The sequence below is a fragment of the Candidatus Neomarinimicrobiota bacterium genome (genome assembly GCA_021157965.1).
In the GTDB taxonomy this organism is placed as follows: domain Bacteria; phylum Fidelibacterota; class Fidelibacteria; order Fidelibacterales; family Fidelibacteraceae; genus Fidelibacter.
Window position 1 is genome coordinate 1 of sequence record JAGGVO010000030.1, and the last position, 3957, is coordinate 3957.

Sequence of the window (3957 nt, forward strand, 5' to 3'; positions counted from 1 at the left end):
GCGGGAGAAAAAACTCAAAACTCTCAACTCCAACTCAGGGGTAAAAAATGTTTTACCCCTACGACTCTCAACTCTTCACTCTCAACTCCTCCTTATTCTTACTGCTTGTCACACAAAAAATTATTAATTTCCAAGGAAGCGCAATTCATAAGAAACGAGGAAAGCATGATTGACCTGACTCTGAATCCCACACAGTTGGAACAAACCGTCCAACGATGTAAAGAACGGGATATTATTATTCCAACCTTTGAACAGATGAAAAATCCGGAACAGATCCCGGATCGCATAAAGGAAGAACTGAAGTCTATCGGACTCTGGGATGTTCATCCGCGCAATCTTTTCCGAATCACGTGGAAAAATGAACCGGTCCCTGAAGGTGGTGGTTTTAATGGTGTGAACTATATCGAACTTCCTCCGGAACTGACAGGCGTGAAAGCCCGGATCATCGCCCTGGTGGGAAAGTGGTTCCCTACCGGTTCCCATAAAGTGGGGGCAACCTTCGGGTGTCTGGTCCCCCGGCTGGTGACAGGGCAGTTTGATCCCACATCCCAGAAGGCAGTCTGGCCTTCCACGGGAAATTACTGTCGCGGCGGCGCCTATGATGCAGCCCTCCTGGCCTGTGAATCCATCGCCATCCTCCCGGAAGAGATGTCCAAAGAGCGCTTTGAATGGCTCTCCCGCGTTGCCGGTGAAGTCATTCCCACACCGGGCTGTGAAAGCAATGTGAAGGAAATTTTCGACAAATGCTGGGAATTGAAACGGTCCCGGGGAAATCACGTGGTGATTTTCAACCAGTTCGATGAATTCGGCAATCACTTGTGGCACTACGAAATCACCGGACCGGCCATGGAAGAGGTGCTCAAAAAAGAAATGAAACCGGGAGATCGTTACTCCGGTGTGGTGTCGTCATCCGGTTCCGCCGGAACTCTGGCCTGCGGTGATTACCTGAAAGAAAAATTTCCCACATCCAAAATTACCGTGGCGGAAGCCCTCCAGTGCCCCACCCTCCTCAGTAACGGTTTCGGAGGTCACCGCATCGAGGGCATTGGCGATAAACACGTGCCCTGGATCCACAATGTGAAAAATACCGATTTTGTCATTGCCGTAGATGATGAACATACCATCCGTCTCATGCGCTTGTTTAACGAGGAAAAAGGCAAAGAATGCCTCATTAATCGCGGAGTGGAAACTTCCCTTGTGGAAAATCTGGATCTCCTGGGGATTTCATCCATTGGTAATATGGTGGCAGCCATCAAATATGCCAAATACAATGAACTCACGGAAAAGGATATTGTCCTGACAGTTTTCACCGACTCCATGGAACTCTATAACTCCCGCATGCGTGAAATGCATGAGAAGTATGGCGAATATACCCGGGATGATGCCATCCGGGATAGTGAAATTCTGAACCAGATCACTATAGATAATATGCTGGAACTGGATTATTACGGAAAAAAACGCATTCACAATCTGAAATACTATACCTGGATTGAACAGCAGGAAAAGCCTCTGGATGAACTGAATGCCCAGTGGTATGATGCCGAAGCATACTGGGGAGCCATCCATCAGATGACTCCGAAAATTGATGAATTGATTAAAGCATTTAACGAAAAGACCGGGCTTCTGAAATAATGTCCATTCTGGTAAAAAATCCCCTCCTGGCGTGCCGGATGAAACCGGACTGGAAGGATGGGGGGGATCTGCTGGATCCCTTTTCCGGCGGACACATTTACATTGAGGACAATCAGATTGTATCGGCCGGTCCTGAACCTTTTTCAGACCATGCCGATATTGTAATTGACGCATCCCGCATGGTGGTTTTGCCGGGACTGGTCAATACCCATCACCATTTTTTTCAAACCCTCACCCGAAATGTATTGGCTGCCCAGAATTCAGAACTCTTCGACTGGCTGATTATCCATTACGAAATCTGGCGTGGAATCAGCGGTGAAGCCTTTTATGTAAGTGCCAAAACCGCTCTGGCAGAACTTCTGAAATCAGGCTGCACCACCAGTTCGGACCATTTGTATCTTTTTCCCCGTCAGGCGGAAGAAATCCTCATCGACAGAGAAATTGAAGCCGCCCGGGAACTGGGAATCCGTTTCCAGCCCACCCGGGGATCCATGTCTATGAGTAAAAAAGACGGCGGTCTTCCTCCCGATGATGTGACTCAGACAGAAAAAGAGATCCTGAAGGATACTCTTCGCCTGATTAAAACGTATCATGATCCGTCTCCCGGAGCCATGACCCGGATTGCCCTGGCTCCCTGTTCACCCTTCTCCGTGACCCGGGAGCTGATGAAAGAAACGGCAAAAATCGGCCGGGAATACGGTCTGCAAATACACACCCATATGGCAGAAACAAAGGATGAAGAGACATTTTGCCTGGAGAAATTCGGCCAGCGACCTTTTGATTACATGGAATCTCTGGACTGGATTGATTCCCATGCCTGGTTTGCCCATTGTATTTATCTGAATGAGGATGAAATCCGGCGTGGAGGCAAAGCAGGAATGGGTGTTGCTCACTGTCCCTCTTCCAATATGCGCCTTGGATCGGGTATTGCACACATCAAAGAGATGCTGAAAGCCGGAATCAGGGTGGGAATCGGCGTGGACGGATCCGCCTCCAACGATTCCTCCAATATGCTCATGGAACTCCGCCAGGCCATGCTTCTTTCCCGGTTGCGTGAGCCGGAATACCGCCTGACTGCCGGGGATGTTCTCTGGATGGGAACTGTTGGCGGGGCAAAAGCACTGGGCAGGGAGGATATCGGACAAATCCTTCCGGGTAAATGTGCCGACCTGATCATGGTTTCCATGGACCGCCTGGAATACGCCGGGGCTCAGCATGATCCGGCAGCTGCCCTGGTCTTTAATGTGGCCATGGAACCGGTGGATTATTCCATTGTGAATGGAAAGATCGTGGTGGAGAAGGGCACAATCAAGGGATTTGACGAAGTTTCCCACATTGCCCGCCATCAAACCCTGTCAGACCAGCTGGCAGCCAAAGCCCAAAACATTCTCCCGGATAAAAAATTGACCCGGTAACACACACCACCGGGCCAAAATTATTTATTAGTTCGATATTTGAATGCTACTTAAACAGAAACTTTAATACAGCTTCCATCAGGAGGTGCCTATCCCCTTTCTCCAAGATTGTTTCAAAGGGGAATCCCATGACAACATGGCGATAATCACCGTCGTAAGCCACAGCGGCACTGTAGTAATTATCCCCGTAACGGAGGATGGTTGTGGCCAGTGAATCCACCGGATCGATGGCATCCACCGCTTCAGCCTGGTAGATCTCCGGATGATAACGGGTGTTGAAGGAAAGGGTCGTGCCGTCTTTCAGGAATGTATCCTCAAAGGAAATGGCTTTCCCGCCCCATTCCGCATAGGAGGAGGCCAGAGTGAATTTCAGCACATCCTCGGCAAACAGACTGTCTGCCTTACTCTTTCCGTTTTTGAAAAGGTCTGTTCCCACATAGGAACCGGAAATGAACATCTTCCCGCCGCCATTCAGGTAGGTCTTAATCAGGGACTGAAGCTCCGGATCAAAGGTTTGAAAGGCCGTTTTCATCGTTGGAGACGGCCCGGGAGTTGTTTTTTCCTCTCCGAGAATCAGGATAACCGCCGGCATATCTTTCAGTCTGTCCGGTGTTTTGTTTATCGCTTCATCGGATGTGGAAAGAAAGCCGTATCCCGCTTTGAGGATGGATTTTCCGTACACCCGGGGAAAATCATGGGTATTCCCCGGTGTGACCTTTTGTTCATAACCGGCCATACTGGCTCCGTGTCCCGGTGCATCATTGGTAAGAAAGGGAGATGAAGGCGCCCAATCGGTCTGTCGGCCGGTGAAGAGATAATCTTTACCATCGGCAACCCCCATATCCATAAATCCGGCAAAGCCTTCAAAGATATCCGTCTCCACGGTGGCAGGGCCGCTTACCCGGTCAAA

Annotated in this window: 3 protein-coding genes; 2 read left to right on the forward strand and 1 reads right to left on the reverse strand. The window is 49.6% G+C overall.

Annotation, left to right across the window (positions count from 1 at the left end; genetic code table 11):
• Positions 1-165: 165 nt before the first annotated feature.
• Both J7K63_03580 and J7K63_03585 read left to right on the forward strand, forming a co-directional pair.
• Entirely contained in the window at positions 166-1632 is a 1467-nt protein-coding gene (locus tag J7K63_03580; GenBank protein ID MCD6234103.1) for a pyridoxal-phosphate dependent enzyme, read from the forward strand.
• Positions 1632-3047 carry an 8-oxoguanine deaminase gene (locus J7K63_03585; protein MCD6234104.1) on the forward strand — a complete coding sequence of 472 codons (1416 nt, stop codon included), beginning with the start codon at positions 1632-1634 and terminating at the stop codon, positions 3045-3047. The genes J7K63_03580 and J7K63_03585 overlap by 1 nt, the downstream gene beginning before the upstream one ends.
• A 46-nt stretch (positions 3048-3093) precedes the next feature.
• Here the strand turns inward: J7K63_03585 and J7K63_03590 are convergent.
• Positions 3094-3957: xanthan lyase (locus J7K63_03590; GenBank protein MCD6234105.1), on the reverse strand; the 864-nt coding region annotated here is incomplete at its 5' end.